The organism is Massilia sp. GER05 (genome assembly GCF_052056005.1).
Classification (GTDB): domain Bacteria; phylum Pseudomonadota; class Gammaproteobacteria; order Burkholderiales; family Burkholderiaceae_D; genus Telluria; species Telluria orientalis.
Map to the genome: position 1 here is coordinate 5,257,834 of NZ_CP178858.1, position 15,522 is coordinate 5,273,355.

The 15,522-nt window shown below is 61.6% G+C and carries 17 protein-coding genes and 3 pseudogenes; 6 read left to right on the plus strand and 14 right to left on the minus strand.

Translation table 11 applies throughout. The features are described 5' to 3' along the window. The first annotated feature begins 23 nt into the window (after positions 1 to 23). A complete protein-coding gene (locus ACL58G_RS23325; protein ID WP_413345336.1) occupies positions 24 to 911 on the plus strand; it encodes a LysR family transcriptional regulator in 888 nt (295 codons plus the stop codon). Here the strand turns inward: ACL58G_RS23325 and ACL58G_RS23330 are convergent. Further along, on the minus strand, positions 902 to 1,576 hold the full coding sequence (locus tag ACL58G_RS23330; RefSeq protein WP_440963330.1) for a M24 family metallopeptidase: 675 nt from the start codon (positions 1,574 to 1,576) through the stop codon (positions 902 to 904). The two genes, ACL58G_RS23325 and ACL58G_RS23330, sit on opposite strands and share 10 nt — an antisense overlap. A gap of 173 nt (positions 1,577 to 1,749) precedes the next feature. On the opposite strand from ACL58G_RS23330, the gene ACL58G_RS23335 reads away from it, so the two are divergent. From ACL58G_RS23335 to ACL58G_RS23345, 3 genes are all read left to right on the plus strand, one after another. Then, complete coding sequence (locus ACL58G_RS23335; RefSeq protein WP_440963331.1) at positions 1,750 to 2,721, plus strand: GlxA family transcriptional regulator; 972 nt, start codon at positions 1,750 to 1,752, stop codon at positions 2,719 to 2,721. 88 nt (positions 2,722 to 2,809) lie between these two features. Continuing rightward, positions 2,810 to 4,711, plus strand: a complete 1,902-nt coding sequence (locus tag ACL58G_RS23340; RefSeq protein ID WP_440963332.1) for a putative bifunctional diguanylate cyclase/phosphodiesterase — start codon at positions 2,810 to 2,812, stop codon at positions 4,709 to 4,711. Between the two features lie 190 nt (positions 4,712 to 4,901). Continuing rightward, positions 4,902 to 5,459: a TetR/AcrR family transcriptional regulator gene (locus tag ACL58G_RS23345; RefSeq protein WP_440963333.1), complete on the plus strand. Its 558-nt coding sequence runs from the start codon at positions 4,902 to 4,904 to the stop codon at positions 5,457 to 5,459. 5 nt (positions 5,460 to 5,464) lie between these two features. Here ACL58G_RS23345 and ACL58G_RS23350 read toward each other — a convergent pair whose 3' ends face one another. Beyond that, the gene (locus tag ACL58G_RS23350; protein WP_440963334.1) at positions 5,465 to 6,529 is read right to left on the minus strand and encodes an aldo/keto reductase; all 1,065 of its coding nucleotides are present in this window, start codon (positions 6,527 to 6,529) and stop codon (positions 5,465 to 5,467) included. A gap of 137 nt (positions 6,530 to 6,666) precedes the next feature. Between ACL58G_RS23350 and ACL58G_RS23355 the strand changes: the two are divergent. Together ACL58G_RS23355 and ACL58G_RS23360 are read left to right on the plus strand one after the other, a co-directional pair. Then, positions 6,667 to 7,167, plus strand: a pseudogene (locus ACL58G_RS23355) (AraC family transcriptional regulator); the annotation flags it as partial. A 33-nt stretch (positions 7,168 to 7,200) separates the two neighbouring features. Then, complete coding sequence (locus ACL58G_RS23360; RefSeq protein WP_440968098.1) at positions 7,201 to 7,560, plus strand: helix-turn-helix domain-containing protein; 360 nt, start codon at positions 7,201 to 7,203, stop codon at positions 7,558 to 7,560. A 71-nt stretch (positions 7,561 to 7,631) separates the two neighbouring features. Here the strand turns inward: ACL58G_RS23360 and ACL58G_RS23365 are convergent, their stop codons facing one another. From ACL58G_RS23365 to ACL58G_RS23420, 12 genes and pseudogenes are all read right to left on the minus strand, one after another. Then, positions 7,632 to 7,796 (minus strand): SRPBCC family protein, encoded by a 165-nt coding sequence (locus ACL58G_RS23365; protein ID WP_156403797.1) that lies wholly within the window; start codon positions 7,794 to 7,796, stop codon positions 7,632 to 7,634. Continuing rightward, entirely contained in the window at positions 7,717 to 7,968 is a 252-nt protein-coding gene (locus ACL58G_RS23370) for an RHS domain-containing protein (protein ID WP_413389105.1), read from the minus strand. The genes ACL58G_RS23365 and ACL58G_RS23370 overlap by 80 nt, the downstream gene beginning before the upstream one ends. Positions 7,969 to 8,048: 80 nt before the next feature. Further along, complete coding sequence (locus ACL58G_RS23375) at positions 8,049 to 8,576, minus strand: SMI1/KNR4 family protein (RefSeq protein WP_440963335.1); 528 nt, start codon at positions 8,574 to 8,576, stop codon at positions 8,049 to 8,051. Positions 8,577 to 9,391: 815 nt separating this feature from the next. Further along, complete coding sequence (locus ACL58G_RS23380; protein WP_200948866.1) at positions 9,392 to 9,865, minus strand: macro domain-containing protein; 474 nt, start codon at positions 9,863 to 9,865, stop codon at positions 9,392 to 9,394. Then, positions 9,862 to 10,020, minus strand: coding sequence for a hypothetical protein (locus tag ACL58G_RS23385; protein WP_156403799.1), 159 nt, complete (start codon positions 10,018 to 10,020; stop codon positions 9,862 to 9,864). Before ACL58G_RS23385 ends, ACL58G_RS23380 begins: the two co-directional genes overlap by 4 nt. A 98-nt stretch (positions 10,021 to 10,118) precedes the next feature. Then, positions 10,119 to 11,636: an RHS repeat-associated core domain-containing protein gene (locus ACL58G_RS23390; RefSeq protein WP_440963336.1), complete on the minus strand. Its 1,518-nt coding sequence runs from the start codon at positions 11,634 to 11,636 to the stop codon at positions 10,119 to 10,121. A 212-nt stretch (positions 11,637 to 11,848) separates the two neighbouring features. Then, positions 11,849 to 12,229 (minus strand): hypothetical protein, encoded by a 381-nt coding sequence (locus ACL58G_RS23395; RefSeq protein ID WP_440968191.1) that lies wholly within the window; start codon positions 12,227 to 12,229, stop codon positions 11,849 to 11,851. A gap of 73 nt (positions 12,230 to 12,302) precedes the next feature. Continuing rightward, a pseudogene (locus tag ACL58G_RS23400) lies at positions 12,303 to 12,778 on the minus strand (IS5 family transposase); the annotation flags it as partial. 117 nt (positions 12,779 to 12,895) lie between these two features. Continuing rightward, complete coding sequence (locus ACL58G_RS23405; RefSeq protein ID WP_440963337.1) at positions 12,896 to 13,234, minus strand: DUF7716 domain-containing protein; 339 nt, start codon at positions 13,232 to 13,234, stop codon at positions 12,896 to 12,898. 14 nt (positions 13,235 to 13,248) lie between these two features. After that, a complete protein-coding gene (locus ACL58G_RS23410; protein WP_413342489.1) occupies positions 13,249 to 13,569 on the minus strand; it encodes an SMI1/KNR4 family protein in 321 nt (106 codons plus the stop codon). 191 nt (positions 13,570 to 13,760) lie between these two features. After that, a complete protein-coding gene (locus tag ACL58G_RS23415) occupies positions 13,761 to 14,234 on the minus strand; it encodes a hypothetical protein (protein ID WP_413342487.1) in 474 nt (157 codons plus the stop codon). Between the two features lie 395 nt (positions 14,235 to 14,629). Further along, positions 14,630 to 14,947 (minus strand): annotated as a pseudogene (locus ACL58G_RS23420) (RHS repeat-associated core domain-containing protein); the annotation flags it as partial. Positions 14,948 to 15,522: the final 575 nt, after the last annotated feature.

Sequence of the window (15,522 nt, forward strand, 5' to 3'; positions counted from 1 at the left end):
GGAGGTGGCGCATGTCGACGCAGATGGACCGGTTTCAGGAAATGCAGATTTTCGTGCGCATCGTGGAGCGCCGCAGCTTCACGCAGGCCGCCGAGGACCTCCTGATCCCGCGCGCCACCGCGACCAATGCGATCAAGCGGCTGGAAAACCGCCTCGGCACGCGCCTGCTGGAACGGACGACGCGCGCCGTCGCGCCCACGCAGGACGGCGCCGCTTACTACGAACGGTGCGTGCGCCTGCTGGCCGACCTCGACGAAGCGGAAGACGCGTTCCGCGGCAGCGAGCCCGCGGGCCTGCTCCGGGTGAACCTGCAGCCGACGCTGGCCCGCTACTTCGTCTTTCCCGCGCTATCGGGATTCCTCGCGCGCTATCCGCGCATCCAGCTGCACGTGGGGGAGGACGACCGCCTCGTCGACCTCGTGCGCGAAGGCGTCGACTGCGTGCTGCGCGCGGGCCAGCTGCACGATTCGTCGATGGTGGCACGGCGCGCGGCCGACATCGAGCAGGTGACGGTCGCGAGTCCCGCCTACCTCGACCGCTTCGGCACGCCGGCCGCGCTGGCGGATCTCGTGCATCACCAGGCCGTGCACTACGTGTCGACGGCGACGGGCCGGCCATATCCGCTGGAATTCATGACGGACGCGGGCCTGAAGCTGGCGACGCCGCCCGGAATCGTCTCCGTCACCGGCACCGAAGCCTACACGGCGGCCGCGCTCGCGGGCCTCGGCCTCGTGCAGGTGCCGCGCTACCGCATCGCCGGGCAGCTCGCGGACGGCCGTCTCGTCGAGGTGCTGGCGGACGTGCCGCCGCCCACCATCCCCGTCTCCGTGATGTATCCGCACGCGCGCCAGCTGTCGGCGCGCGTGCGCGTGTTCGCCGACTTCCTCGTGCAGTGCTTCCGTCAGACGTAGTCCGCGTCGTCCAGCAGCATGTCCTCGAAAAACGCACCGAAGCGGCGCCGCGGATCGAGCAAGTGGATCTCGAGGATCCAGCGCATGGCCGATGGCGCATGGTCGTAATCGGCCAGCGCGCCCGTGTGCAGCGCCGCGTGCGGGAAGTCGGAGACGCGGTGGCCCGGCAGGTCCGGATCGAGGTCCCAGCCCAGGTCGCGGGCACGCCGGTCCGCGAACTCGTACAGCTTCCTGCCGCTCCAGTCCTGCGTCTTCCACGCCTGGCGCACCTCATGGAACAGGCGCTCGGCGTCGGCGGCGCAGCGCGCATACCCGGGCACGTCACCGACCGTGAACGTGGCGCCGCCGTCGCCTTCCCAGTGCTCCACGCGCGGCGCGATGTCGATGAAGAAGATGTCGTGCTCGCCCAGCACGATGCCGGGTGTCGACGCGCGCTTCATCGGCAGGATCGTGTTGGCGCCGAAGCGCACGCGCACCGGGTGCCAGCTGAGGGTGTGGCCCCGCGTGGCGATGACGTCGCGCGCCATGGCCACGGCGTCTTCTTCCACCATGCCGGGCCGGATGCGCCGCGCGATCGCGGCGATGGCCTTGCGGGTCTCACGACGCGCGCGCAGCATGCCGTCGACGGAAAATGCGGGGCCCACGCGTTCCGCAGTGTTGTCCATTGTCGTCCTTTCGTGTGTTGGGGATGACGCCATTCTGGCGCCGGGCCGCGCGCCGGCGCCGGCAGCGTGCACCGGTTTCCCGCCACGGTGCGCGCATTTCCCGCCACGCCCCGCCGCGGCCACGCACGCGCGGCTATAGTGATGGCGTGCTTGTCGATCCCAGGAGCCCGCGCTTGCCCACCATCGCCATCCTCGCCTTCCCCGGCGTGCAGTCGCTCGACGTCACGGGTCCGCTCGACGTGTTCGCGGAAGCCAACCGTTTTCTCGCGCCGCGCGACCATTACCGCATGCGCGTGCTCGGCACGGTGGACGGCCCCGTCGCGTGCTCGAACGGGATGCTGCTGCAACCGCACGCGCGCTACGACGAAGACGACGCCGCACCCGACCTGCTGCTGGTCCCCGGCGGCCCGGACCTGCCGCGCCGGCCGGCCGATACCGCGCTCGCCGCGTGGCTGCACACGATGAGCACCCGCTGCGCCCGCATCGCGTCCGTCTGCAACGGCGCGTTCCTGCTCGCCCACGCGGGCCTGCTGGACGGCCGCCGCGCCACCACGCACTGGAACGACGTGGCGCTGCTGGCCGCGCGCTTTCCGCGGGTGGCCGTCCAGCCGGACCGCATTTTCGTGCGCGACGGTCCGGTCTATACGTCGGCCGGCGTCACGGCGGGCGTCGACCTCGCGCTGCACCTGGTCTACGAAGACCACGGCGCGGACGTATCGCTGAACGTGGCCAAGCGCCTCGTCGTGTTTACCCAGCGCAGCGGCGGGCAATCGCAGTTCAGTCCTTACCTGACGCCGTACGTGGGCGACGATTCCGTGCTGCGCACCGTCCAGGACCACGTGCTCGCCCACCTCGCCGCGCCGCTGACGGTGGCCGACCTCGCGCGGGTGGCGGCGCTGAGCGAGCGCCACTTCGCGCGCCAGTTCGCGCGCGCGGCCGGGGTCACGCCGGCGGAATTCGTCGAGCGGGCGCGCGTGGACGCGGCCAGGGTCCTGCTCGAACGCTCCGACCGGCCCCTCAAGACGGTCGCGCACCGCTGCGGGTTCGGCACTTCGGCGCGGATGCGCGCGGCGTTCCTGCGCCACCTGGGCGTCAGCGCGCTCGATTATCGCCAGCATTTCGGCGCATTCCGCCAGCGTGATTAATTCCTGGCTGCAACGCCATGCCAAGCTCGTGCCTCCGCTTCGCCGGTCGTGGCAGAATGTGACTCAACGAAGCTCCTCATGACACGACATGCAGACCCCATCGATACCGCTCGACGAAGCGCGCCGGTTGACGGCGCTGCACGCCACCCGCCTCCTCCACAGCGCCCCCGAGGACGCGTTCGACCGCATCACACGCATGGCGAGCCGGCTGCTGAAGATGCCGATCGCGCTGGTCTCGCTGGTCGCCGAGGAAGACCAGTGGTTCAAGTCGCGCTGCGGCATCGACATGACCGGCACCCGCCGCGAGATCTCGTTCTGCGGCCACGCGATCCTCGACCACGAGCCGCTGATCGTCCCGGACGCGACGCAGGATGCGCGCTTCGCCGACAACCCGATGGTCGTCAATCCGCCGCACGTGCGCTTTTATGCGGGCGTGCAGCTGTACTCGATCGACCGGATGCCGCTGGGGACCCTGTGCGTCCTGGACCGCGTGCCGCGCACGCTGAACGAGGAGGAACTGGACATCCTGCGCGACCTCGCGCGCATGACGGAACAGCTGATCCACTTCCGCCAGCTGGCGACCGCGGCGCAGTCGCTGCACTCGCACGTCTACGTCGACAATGCGAATCCCGACCTCGCGGCGGCCGCGGGCCAGGTCGAATTCCTGCTCACGCACGACGTACTGACGGGCCTCGCGAACCGCCAGGTGCTCGTGCGGACGATCGGCCAGAACCTGGACAAATGGAAGAGCGACGGCCTGCACACGCTGGTCGCGACGATCAACATCGACAAGTTCAAGCGCCTCAACGAGCTGCTGGGCCACCATGAAGGCGACAAGGCGCTCGTCGCCATCACGTGGAGCCTGCAGAACCTGCTGCGGCCGGGCGACATGCTGGCGCGGGCCGGGAGCGACGAATTCGTCGTGCTGCTGCCGGGCCTCGGCGACGACAGCGTCGCGCGCGACCGCCTGCGCCAGCTGCTGCAGGCCGCCACGCGCGAATTCAAGACGCCGGGCGGCGCGATCCCCCTCACGTGCAGCATCGGCTATGCGATCTTCCCCGAGGACGGCACCGACGGCGACCTCCTGCTGAACAACGCGACGATGGCCGTGCGCCGCGCCAAGGTGCTGGGCGGGGGCCAGATCCAGCGCTATTCGGAAGAACTGAACCAGGCGTTGCAGCGCAAGCTCACGCTGGAAAACCAGTTGCGCCATGCGATCGAGCGCGGCGAACTGTATTTGAACTATCAACCCAAGACGGACCTGCACAGCGGCGGCGTCGCCGGCCTGGAAGTCCTCGTGCGCTGGAAGCATCCCGAGCACGGCAGCATCTCCCCGGCCGAATTCATCCCGATCGCCGAGGATTCCGGCCTCGTCGTGCCGATCGGCGAATGGATCCTGCGCACGGCCGTGGCCCAGCGCCGCGCGTGGACCGATGCCGGCGTGCCCGACGTGCCGGTGGCCGTCAACCTGTCCGGCAAGCAGTTCCTGGGCACGGACGTCGTGGCGCTCGTCGGCGCCGTCCTCCGTGAATCGGGCCTGCCTCCGCGCCTGCTGGAGCTGGAACTCACGGAAAGCATTTCGATGGACGACCCGGTCCGCACCGCGGACCTGATGCGCCAGCTGCGCGAACTGGGCGCCACGCTCAGCATCGACGATTTCGGCACCGGCTATTCGAGCCTCAGCTACCTCAAGCGCCTGCCCGTCGACAAGCTGAAGGTCGACCGCTCGTTCGTCCTCGACGTGCACCAGAGTGCCGAATCGCTGGCGATGGTGAAGGCGATCATCGCCATGGCGCACACGCTGCGCCTGGAAGTCATCGCCGAAGGCGTCGAGAACGACGGGCAGCTGGCCGCCCTGCGCAGCGCGGGCTGCGACCAGATCCAGGGCGATTACTTCAGCAAGCCGCTCGACGCCGACGCCTGCGCCGAGTACCTGCGCAAGCACGGGGCCGCCACCGAGGCGCTGCCGGCCGCGGCCGCGTCGCACTAAGCAGTAAAGACGGCCTCGCGCAACACGATTCCGGCAAATTCATGGCCGGAATTGTGGAATCCCTCATTAAGGCTTACAATGGTGACACGGAGCGTTGCCTAAATTCATGAGGCACATCCGTCGCTCAACGGGTCCGTCGCTTTCGGCCGCACGGACCGCATCCGAATCATTGCAAACCAATCCCATAACTATGCGTTACTCGAGTAACCATAAGGCCGAAACGCGCCAGCGCATCATCGGCGAAGCGTCGCGCCGCTTCCGCAAGGACGGCATCGAAGGCACGGGCCTCGTGCCGCTGATGAAGGCGCTCGGCCTGACCCACGGCGGCTTCTACGCCCATTTCGAATCCAAGGACGCGCTCGTGCAGGCTTCGCTGGAGGCCGCCGTCCAGCAGACGCTGGAACGCTGGCTGCCATCGGCGGACGCCGCGCCGCGCGCCGTCATCGACCATTACCTGTCGGCGGAACACCGCGACGAACCGGGCGAAGGCTGCCCGCTCCCCACGCTGGCCGCGGAGCTGGGCCTGCGCGGCCAGCCCAGCGCGACGGCCGACGCCATGGTGGCGCGCATGACGGCGCTGCTGGCCGAGTGCCGCCTGGCGCCCGCCGCCGGCGACGAGGGCATCGTCGCCCTCGCCGCGATGGTCGGCGCGCTGACGCTCGCGCGCGCCGTGTCGGACCGCACCGCATCGGACGCCATCCTCACGGCCGTGCGCGGCGCCATGCAACCGGCCGAACCGGAGGCTTGATCCCGTCACCGGCCGCGCCGTTCCACTGCCGCGCCGCCGAACACGAGCTGCTGCACGAGCGGCCGTTCGGTAAAGCGCTGCGGGAAGATGGGCGCCGGCCGGCTGGCCGCATTTAGGCGCGTCACGTGGTCCGGATCCAGTTTCACGTCCAGCGCGCCCAGGTTGTCCTGGGCCTGCGCGAGCGTGCGCGCGCCGATGACGGGCGCCGTGACGGCAGGATGCAGCAAGGTCCACGCGAGCGCCACCTGCGCCGCGCTGGCGCCGGTCGCGCGCGCGACGGCCTTCACTTCCTCCGCGATGCGCAGCGACGCCTCGTTCAACAACCCGGTCGACGCGATCACGCCCTTGCGCGTGTCCGCCACGCCGGCCGCGTCGTTCGTGGCGAGGTCGGACATCCCGTACTTGCCGCTCAGGAGACCGCCGCCGAGCGGCGACCATGGCATCACGCCGAGTCCCAGCGCGCGCGCCATCGGCATCAGTTCGTGTTCGACGCTGCGCTCGACGAGGCTGTATTCGATCTGCAGCGCGACGAACGGCGACCAGCCGCGCAGGTCGGCGATCGTCTGCAGCTGCGCCACGCGCCACGCCGGCGTGTTGCAGATGCCCAGGTACAGCACCTTGCCGGCGCGCACCAGGTCGTCGAGGGCGCGCAGGACTTCGTCGGGCGGCGTCGTATCGTCCCAGGCGTGCAGGTGCAGCAGTTCGATGCGGTCGGTGCCGAGCTGGCGCAGGCTCTGCTCGACGGAGCGCACGAGATTCATGCGGTGGTTGCCGCCCGAATTCGGATCGCCTGGAGCGCGCGCCATCGTGAACTTGGTCGACAGGACGATGCGGTCGCGCCGCCCTTCCATCAGCTTGCCGAGGATGCGCTCGGACGCGCCGTTCGTGTAGTTGACGGCCGTGTCGACGAAATTGCCGCCGAGGTCCACGTAGGCGTCGAAGATGTTCCGGGCCTCGGCTTCGTCGGCGCCCCAGCCCCAGTCCTGGCCGAAGGTCATCGTGCCGAGCGCCAGCGGCGAGACGCGCAGGCCGGAGCGGCCCAGCAGGCGGTATTGATCGAGTGCGGTCATGGTGATCTCCTGTGCGGTTGAAAGTGGGCACAGTGTCGGGCCGCACAGCCGATCGGCGGTAGCGCAAACGTCGCACAAGCTTGCACGATCGTCCGGCGGCGCGCACGCCCGCCTGCTGGCCTGCTATCCTTGCCGCCATGGATACGCTCGCCCTCTTTGCCGCCGCCATCGCCCGCCACGCCCCCGTGGACGGTATTCACGACACCGTTCTTCCGGGCGTCCGCCTTATCCGATCGTCCAGCCCGACGATGCCCATGCCCGTGCTGTACGAACGGACCGTATGCCTCGTCGCGCAGGGCCGCAAGCGCGCCGTGCTCGGCGCGACGGCCTTCGTGTACGACCCCGCGTACTACCTCGTCGCATCCGTCGAACTGCCCGTGACGGGCGCCGTGATCGAGGCGTGACCGGAGCGGCCGTATTTGTGCCTGAGTCTCGACCTGGACATGGTGGTGCTGGGGGACCTGGCGGTGCGGCATCCTCCCGCCGATGAGGATGGTGGAGAAGACGTGGGCATGGCACTGAACCGGACGACGCCCGAACTGCTCGACGCGGCGCTGCGGCTGGCGCGACTGCTCGACACGCCGGCCGACATCGACGCGCTGGCGCCGCTCGTCACGCGCGAGATCCTGTACCGGTTATTGACGGGCGCCGGCAACCGCATCGTGCGCCGCATGGCGCGTGGCGACAGCCGGCAAAACCAGATCGCCCGCGCCATCGTCTGGCTGCGCGCGCACTACGCGCGCGACTGCCGCATCGACGAGATGGCCGACGTGGCGCGCATGAGCCGGTCGACCTTTCACGCGCATTTCAAGGCGGTGACGGCGATGAGTCCTCTCGAATTCCGCACGCAGTTGCGCATGCAGGAGGCCAGGCGGCTGATGGTGGCCGAGGGGATGGATGCGGCCAGTGCGGGGTATCGCGTCGGGTATGAGAGTCCGTCGCAGTTCAGTCGGGATTATGTGCGGTTGTTTGGGGTGCCGCCGGGCAGGGATGCGGGCAGGTTGAGGGAGACGGCGGGCGTGGCGCACTGAAGCCGATCAGCGCCTCTCGACGCCGGCGCCCGCTGGTTGGCCGACCGCAACGCGGCCAACACTGCCGAAGGTCAGTGGGCGGTTTCACCAAGTGCCGTGCGCAGTCCATCAAATCCCGACTTGTACATCCCGGCGACGATTTCCTTTGCCTTGGCGTCATCCACATCCTTGGCCGCCGGGTCGCGCTTGAACCGGCTCTTCCACGTGATTGTGCTGCCCTTGCCCGAAGGTGCCACGGCGAGTCCTCTTCCTGCACAACCTCGAGCACATTACCGGAAGCCGATAATGCGCAGCCCACTCGACCCGCCCACCCGCATCGGTCCTCTCCCGCGGCGTCCCCAAACGGTCCGTATGCAAATGCCGCAGCTCGGCCCGCGCCGCGCCCTCCCGACCAGCGACAGCATCCATCCGCGCCAGCGGCACAAACGCATCCTCGCCATACACGCACGTCCGCGAATGAGTCCCGCACTGCTCGCTGAATCAAGCCATCATGAATCATGAGCCACAATTCGTTTCCCAAGAAACTCATAAAAATTCTCTGCATACAGAATGTGCTCTCCCGACGGAAGCCTGAGATATATCGAACATTCGCCGTCTTTGAAATTCATATAGTCAAAGAAGAAAACTTCGCCAAGATCAGTTTCGCTAATGACAAGTTTTGAATCATCAAGAAAGCCAGCCTTGCGATTCATTAAGTGGCGAAAAACTATGTCTCCCCCATTAGCCGACTCGAAAGGAATTCCGTAAATGCTATAAATCTCTTCCCCTCCGACTTCACCGCCTGCATATCGTTTGAGAAACCATTTATATGATTCCGGCAATTTGCGGTTTAGTGCATTTTCTGCATTTGCCAGCCATTCATCCTCGACCGCATCGGACGATAATCCAAAATTAATGATCGACTGATGGGCCGCGATCAATTCCTCAACTCCCGTTGCTGTTAAAGGTGTACTCACAATCTGTTGTGCCCCATACCCCTCGGATCTCCCCGTTCTGCGCATAGTTTGAGAAACCATTTGTACAATCGTGGCGACTCACGATTTAGCTTTTCTTCCGCCTTCATCAGTCATTCATCGTTGACCGCATCAGAGGGCAATCCAAAATTAATTACCGATTGATGGGCAGCAACTAATTGCTCCACCTCTGCCACTGCCAAGGAGACGATTATCGTCGTCAAGCAACTTCGTCGAGTTCGCAAGCTTCGACTTGGCGCCCAATGACGTAGCACTGTCCGTCCTCGCGCACTTCATCCAGGGAGCTCGGATCGCCAGCCAGACTGTAATCGCCGTCAATATCAATACACCACAAATCTCCAAAGTTAAGCAGTTTCACTCCGGAGGATATGGAATTAAATTGATTTCCCTTAACTTTTGCAACGAGCTCCTCGACGTCTCCAACCACCACTTTAACCTTGCGCCAAACGTTGCCGTCCAGCTTATGATTTCGAGCGTAAAGAACTATTTCTGCAGCGAGCGGCTCGTTAGACGTGTAAAAGTACCTGAACGATAAAATTAGACCGTCGTCAAAACGCCCATCCTGGCACTCAAGCAATAGCAGAAGAAACGGCCGGAACTATTCGTCAAGCGCATCTACGATCAAACGGGACTCGACACTTCGCGTCTTTCTGTTACGGCCTCAGCAACGATGCGCAAGAATGGAGTCCAGTCGCAGACGTGCGCCGTCCTGCAGAACTTCGCTGATATTGCTTTTTTCACGCACGCATTCGACAACCATTTTTGCGAGATTATTGGACGCAACGTCTTCGAAAACAAACTCCAATAGCCCACTCATTAGTCAATAAATCCTGCTGCATGCTCGGCGGCTTGCATGATTATGACATAACCTGCAATGCTGCTCCGGGCACAAATTCTTCGCACACATATACATGGATGGGACTTTCGCCAAAACTCCATTCAATGATCGACTTGATTTCATTCCAGTCACCCCCTCCCAATCCAGCACCAATGCGCGGCATATAAATTTCAGAAATTTCGGCATCGGTTAGAAGTTTCTTTAATCGAGCCATCGAAATTTTTATGGCTGAAACGTCAGCCTTTGACCTCCAGGTCCTTTGCGTTCCCAAGTTGTATATTCTGGTCGCACCGTCAGTCCACTCAAAGACATCGCCTAGAACGAAGGCACCAGTCTTGCATAATTCTCGATACCGTGCGTACATCAATGGCCATTTTTCACGAAATGTAACGGCAATGCCTTTCCCCATTGCGCCAGCACAGTTACAACCGTGCGCAAATGCTTGAGGCGAGCTCACTGCAAATATATCGCCTTTGCAAAATATGACGGTCACTGCTTTTTTCCTTCAGCCCAAATTCTCTCAAATGTTTCTCGATCCAATTCTTCCGCCTCTTGATCCGATTCATCAAATTCTGGCTGATCAGTAAAAGGATAATCTTCACTATACTGAGATCCAGGTTCAGCCCAATAAATTTCGGAACCAAACACATCGATTTGCCGAGTGATTAAGTTCTCGGGCGATACCTCGCAATAGAACTTCCCCACTTCACCCTTAAGCGATTCAGAGTAGAAACAATAGTACCGCATCAAAATGTCCTTCCTGTCCGTACGATTCGACCCGTCAAATCCATGTCGTTTTTGTTCAGTATAAATTGAACATGTTCGCGGAATTCTGTGCCGGATGAATTAAGACCTTGCCTAACCGAAAGACCGGCAATGTCGATCTCAACAAAATTCGTAAGTTTCCCCAACTTTCTAGGATCATTAAACAGGAATCGTGAAGCCTGTCCGCCTGAGATGGCTCCATTACCTAGCTGCTCTGCCGACAGCTGCCCCACCGTGCGTGCCCCAACCATTTCTGGCGCCAAATCAGTGAGGTATTGCCCATCGCCGTAACGAGCATGTGTTACTCCTGTCGAGACCCGCAGTTCTTGTGAACTGATAATTCCCCGCATTCCTGCCTCATCAGTGTAATGAAACAGGGTTTGCCTGCCACCAGTATAAGCGGCGCTCGGCAGTCGAACTGCTCCGCCCGCAAATTCGGAGACGATTTTATTCGCATCATTCGCGTTACTGGTCTTGCATGGACTTAGACCGAGCGGATCGACCGAGGCTGTTGGATTGGCAGAGTATGCGAAAGTGTTTGCCCCGCCAGACAATCCGATGGGATCAATCGAAACAAATCGCCCAATGTCCGGATCATAATAACGGGACCGGTTGTCATGCAAGCCCGTTTCGCTGTCGAAATACTGCCCCTGAAACCGAACAGGCTGTGCCTCCCCGATCTCATCGGGCGACACCACCTCCGGCGAATCCTGCTGCGCAACCTCAAGTACATTCGCCCAGGCCCGATACCGCGCAGCCCACACGACCCGCCCACCCGCATTGGTCATCTCCCGCGGCGTCCCGAGATGATCCGTATGCAGATGCCGCACCTCGGCCCGCGCCGCGCCATCCGCGCCAGCAACAGCGTCCACGCGCGCCAGCGGCACGAACGCATCCTCGCCATACACGTACGTCCGCGCATGACTCCCCCGGTTCTCGCACAGCAACCGGTTCCCATCCCACACGAACCGCGTGACGCCAAACGCATCCCGCTTCGCAATCCGGCGTCCGAACGGATCGTAGGCATAGCTGACCGTCTGCGCAGTATCGATCTCCCCGCGCGCCACCACGCTGCGCACCAGCTGATGCGCCGGATTCCACTCGAACCGCATCCGCGTATGCTTGCCGACCAGCTTCTCGACCACGTTGCCGTGCGCATCGTAGTCATAACGCTTGTCCTCGTACACCCGGATGCGGTTGCCCTCGACGCGCCCGACGGCCGCCACTGTCGTGTCGAGCATGTTGTGCGCCGGATCGAACCCAAAGCGCTCGCTCGACTGCGGCTGCACGGCCGACAAAATGCGTCCGATCGGATCGTAGCTGTAGCGTGTCACACCGTTGCGCTGGTCGTCGATCGATACGAGGTTGCCAACTTCGTCGTACTCGTACTGCCGCGCGATGACGGTCGACGCGCCCTCGCCCGCCGTCTGCGACAACAGCCGCCCCACGGGGTCGTACCGGAACTGGCTGACGAGCGTCCCCTGCGAGCGGGCGATCATCCGGTGCGCCCGGTCCCCGTTCGATGTCGGTAATGACCTCGCCGTCCAGGTTCACCTGGTGCAAATGGCCCGAGCCGTAGTACAGGTTGTTCAGGACACGCCCATCCGGCAACGTCGTCTGCACCCGGTTGCCCAGCTCGTCGTACTGATGACGAAGGACACACGAAACGCCCGAGGCATCCGTCTGCTCCGCAATCAATTGCCCGACCGCGTCATACGTCATGCCAACCGTCGCATCCGCATTGATCGCCTGCGTCATGCGCCCCAGCGCGTCGTAGGCGAAGCGCAGCCGCATCTGCTGCGCCTGTGCCGCACCCCGTCACGCGCGAGATCACCTTTTCCGTCAGCTGGCCCAGCGCATCGCGCACATACGTCGTCGCGATGGGCGTCAATTCCGTGCGCGGCGCGCAGCCCAGCTCGTCCTTGCCGACGATGAGCCCGCTGTCGTCGTAGCGATAACGCGTCACGCGCGCATCGAAACTGGTCTCTTCCGCCAGCCGGTCCAGCGTGTCGTAAACAAACCGGTGCACGTCGCCGTTCTCGTTGATCAGTTCCGCGATCCGGCGCGCCGTGTCGTAGCGGTATTCCAGCACGCCGCCGCGCGTCGATGAATTTCAGCGGCTTGCCATCGCGATCGAATTCGTAGGCGGTGCGGTGGCCCGGATTTTCCAGTGTGGTGGCATCGATATCAAGATGGACCTTGCGCCACTGGCGGCGGTAGTCGGCGCCGCGCTTCTTCGTCTTCCACCCGCCTTCACCCAGCATCTTGATGCAGGTGCAGTCGACCAGCAGATGCAAGCCCGTCGTCGTCGGGTGCGCTCCGATCATCGCCGCCAGATGTTTTTGGCGCCGGCTGACGGTGCTGAAGTCGGGAGTCTGCCAGTCCAGGCCGGCTAGCCTGAGCAGACGTTGCGTCATGCCCATCGCCTGTCGCAGTGGCAGATTGAACAGGCTTTTGATCGTCAGGCAGAACTGAATCGCCGCCTCGCTGTACCTGGGTCTGCGGCCCCGTTTGCCGTTGGCGCCGCCGTGCCAGCGCATGTCCTTGCCAGCCGAAACAGCAGCGATCGGCTCGCTCTCAACGCTTCGTCGTATTCCTTCCAGTTGGTCGTTCGGTATTTCGGTCTGGTTGGCGCGCACATGCCGCTGGTTTACCCATGGTCCGGCTCGGCCTCTGCAGGGACAGATTTGTGCAACAAAGCCAGTACGGACACAGCCGAGTTTCTTAGCGCGCCCTCCGTGCCTTTTTTACCGGTCAATCATTTCCGCGGATCAAAGAAGTCATCTTTCTCACGATAAAAATTTATGGCGAAGATGATTTCCGAAACAAACGCTCCAGGATTTCTCTTCCGCTCGAAATTAACTACATCTCGAAAAGTTTCCATATCAAATAGTTGCCGCACATTCCTAACTTCCGCAATCTTTGGCAGATGCGTCCCTGGAACGACGTCTTCGAGTTCTTCATCCCCTTCCAAAACGAGGATCTCTGTGTGCTGAGGATCGCCCTTCCACGCACTTTCATTAATAAAAAGAGCCGAATCCCAGTAAAGCCCGTGTAACTCACCAAGCAAATCCTGAATCGATTGATATATTTTCATAAACGCTCCTAAAATTAACGGCAACGGGTTCCGCCACCCCATGTGTTCCGACCGCCAACACCATTTGCATGATAGTCAAGATGGCGCGACGCGTGATCCGCTCTGTCAACCAATTGCAGCGTCGTCAAATTTATATTTTCGTTTTGTGAGAATGGGTTAAATATCCATAAGAAATTATCTATCTTCCCAGTGCCAAATAAGTTTATAAACTCTTTGTAATCTTTGGGAAGAGAAGTTGCAAGCGTGGCTTCAATCTTCGACCAATCATGCTGTTGGGGAGCTTCGTTTGGATTGTTTGGCGGAGTAATCAATCTTGCGATGTCGCTGATGCTCATTTTTAGGTTGCCCGAGCCGTATTACAAGTTTTTCCGAACATGGCCATCCGGCAGCGTCGTATTCACAATATGGTACCGGGTCATTATCACGCTCGACCTGGACAATGTTTTTCGTGGCGTCCCCTTGGCTCGATGTCCTGTTTTACCTATCCCTTGAAAAGCCTTATCTCTTTGGTTTTACTTCATCAGTCCTACCGCAATTCCATGACAGGACCGACTCGATCTTTCGAGAATAGTTGCGTCTGCTTGTCCGAAGCGGGCTCTAAGCCGCCGAAGAAATTGGCGATGCGATATTTGACGCTGAACCCTTTAGCCCAACGATAAAGCTCTTCAGATGTCGATATACCTGCTTTCTTGCAATCGAAACTTGAAAAAAGCAATGAGACATCGCTGATGTCATCATAATGAATTATACGCAACGTTACACACTCAACTAAGTTCTCACCGACACTCAGGTGTTTGAGATTAGCGGTGCACGCAACGTCTTCATCGCCAGCTGCGATTTTCGACAAGTAGGCCGAGTCGAGAACAGAATCCAGTCGCAAGGGTACGCCGTCCCGTACCACTTCGCTGACGTTGTTCTTTTCACGCACGCATTCGATAACCATTGCCGCGAGATGACTGGGCGAAACCTCTTCGAAAACAAACTCCAATAGCCCGTTCATTAGTCAATGAATTCTTTAAAGGTCTTATCTTGATTCAACCGTACTCCACGACCATCAGGCAAACGCTTTTCCAGAAAGACCAGATTCCCATCCGCTATCGGTGAAAAGTCACCGGGAGCCCGAATGATATCCTTCAGGTGGAACTTGCCTTGCTCGTTCCAAGTGGTCATTTTTCCTTTAATCTTCCCCCATACCTCGGCCCCAGAAACAGACGGATTGCTAAACGTAACAGGTCTTCCGCTATGTTTGGCAAGCGCATGCCCGACGATAGTAGATCCTTTATAGGGCACTTGTGCAGATGACAGAACTGTCTTGGTCTCAGATAGGGTAAGACCCCATGAGGCTGGCGTCGCGATCTTATTCGCCCCTTCCGTATTGCCATTTTTACATTGACTCAGTCCTGCCGGATCCACCCAGCCAACTGGGTTAGACGCATAACCATAACCATTTGTACCGCCAGCTAGGCCAATCGGATCAATCGAAACAAACCGCCCAATATCCGGATCATAGTAACGGAACCGGTTGTAATGCAATCCGCTTTCGTTATCGTGATACTGCCCTTGAAACCGAACAGGCTGCACCTCCCCGATCTCATCGGGCAATACGACGACCGGCACCTCCTCCCGCACAACCTCGAGCACATTCCCCCAAGCTCGATACCGCGCAGCCCACACAACGCGCCCATCCGCATCGGTCAACTCCCGCGGCGTCCCCAAATGGTCCGTATGCAAATGCCGCATCTCGGCCGGCTCGGCGCCATCCGCACCTGCCACTGAATCCAGCCGCGCCAACGGCACAAACGCATCCTCGCCATACACATACGTCCGCGCATGACTCCCGCGCTCCTCGCACAGCAACCGGTTGCCATCCCAGACAAAGCGGGTCACACCAAACGCATCACGCTTGGAAATCCGGCGTCCGAACGGATCGTAGGCATAGCTGACAGTCTGCGCGCTATCGGTCGGCCCGCGCGCCACCACGCTACGCACCAGCTGATGCCCAGGATTCCACTCGAATCGCATCCGCGTATGCTTGCCGACCAGCTTCTCGACGACATTGCCATGCCCATCGTAGTCGTAACGCTTGTCCTCGTACACGCGAATACGGTTACCTTCGACGCGGCCGACCGGCGCCACGGTGGCATCGAGCAGGTTATGCGCCGGATCGAACGCAAACCGCTCGCTCGACTGCGGCTGCACGGCCGACAAAATGCGCCCGATCGGATCGTAGCTGTAGCGTGTCACACCGTTGCGCCGATCGTCGATCGACACGAGATTGCCCACCTCGT